A 1,346-nucleotide genomic window follows, 5' to 3' on the forward strand; every position below is an offset into this window, starting at 1 on the left:
GGCGAATTCAAGGGGTCGTGGCAACGCCGCTGGTCATGAGGCTGTTGTGAGGAGCTTAGCGAGGCGCTCGGCTGGGGTTTCCCAGTCGAGCGTTTTGCGTGGGCGGCCGTTGAGTTCGGTGGCGACGACGTCCAGGTGCTCGCGGCTGTGGCGCGACAGGTCGGTGCCTTTGGGGAAGTACTGCCGCAGCAGGCCGTTCGTGTTCTCGTTCGAGCCGCGCTGCCATGGGCTGGAGGGGTCGCAGAAGTAGACGGGCATGCCCGTGGCCATGGAGAACTGGTGGTGCAGGCCCATCTCTGAGCCCTGGTCCCAGGTCAGCGAGCGCCGCAGGTGGGCAGGGAGGGCGCTGACGGTGTGGATCAGCGCGTCGCGGACGGTGATGGTGTCGCGGTTGCCGGGTAGATGGATGAGCATCACGTAGCGGGTGGTCCGCTCGACCAGGGTGCCGATCGCGGAACCGTTGTTTTTGCCGATGATCAGGTCTCCCTCCCAGTGGCCGGGAACGGCCCGGTCCTCGGCCTCGGCCGGCCGGTCGCTGATCATCGCCATCGGTGCCGGATAGCGCGGGATCCGCTGGTCGGGACGGCGGTGAGGCTTGCGGAGGATGCGGCCGGTGCGCAGGGCCTTGGTGAGTTCGCGGCGCAGTTCGCCCCGGCCCTGGACGTAGAGGGCCTGGTAGATCGTCTCGTGCGACACGTGCATCTCCGGCTGGTCGGGGAAGTGCAGGCGCAGACTCCGGCTGATCTGCTCAGGACTCCACTTCAGCCCCAGCCATGACTGGATGGTGTCACGCAGCGGAAGACATGCCGCGATCTTCCCGCCCTTGGGGCGAGGACGGCGGGCCCTGGCCCGGGCGTGTGCCGCGTGCGGCCGGTACTGGCCGTTCACGGGGTGGCGGTTGCGGCGGATCTCCCGGCTGATGGTCGACGGGCTGCGGCCCAGCTCGGCCGCGATCGCGCGGACCGTCGCCTTCTCCCGCAAGCGGTCGGCGATGTGTATGCGCTCGTCCTCGCCGGGGTAACGCGAGTCGCCGCGGACCTCGATCAGGCGTGTCCTGGGTGCTTGGACACCACGGACCGCGACCGCCGGCGCATCCTTCGCCCGCGGTCGCGGCCTCTTCACACGGCCCTCCGGCCGTCCATAACGCCAATCCCTGCCGGTCCGCTCGTGCACTCCCACGATCCGGCAGGCCTGCGCGTTCCCCATCCCTTGATCCACAAGGGAAAGGTAGAGCTCACGCTCTTTCAGTAGCTTCCGGGGCCCCTGCGGCCTCCGGTCCTCCCGGATCTCGAAGTCCACTGCAACTCCCTACGGACGGGGTGTTGCAACGACCTCTTGAACTGAAG

The 1,346-nt window shown here is 68.3% G+C and carries 1 protein-coding gene; it reads right to left on the reverse strand.

Annotation, left to right across the window (positions count from 1 at the left end; translation table 11 throughout):
• Window positions 1–33 precede the first annotated feature (33 nt).
• Window positions 34–1,206, reverse strand: a complete 1,173-nt coding sequence (locus ACZ5SK_RS48500) for an IS30 family transposase (RefSeq protein ID WP_457496058.1) — start codon at window positions 1,204–1,206, stop codon at window positions 34–36.
• Between the last annotated feature and the right edge of the window lie 140 nt (window positions 1,207–1,346).

Source organism: Streptomyces sp. NPDC031474 (assembly GCF_055581185.1).

What these genes read in the sequence shown, in the direction of transcription:
- ACZ5SK_RS48500 (WP_457496058.1), bottom strand. Translation starts at nt 1,206, where the DNA reads ATGGGGAACGCGCAGGCCTGCCGGATCGTGGGAGTGCACGAGCGGACC.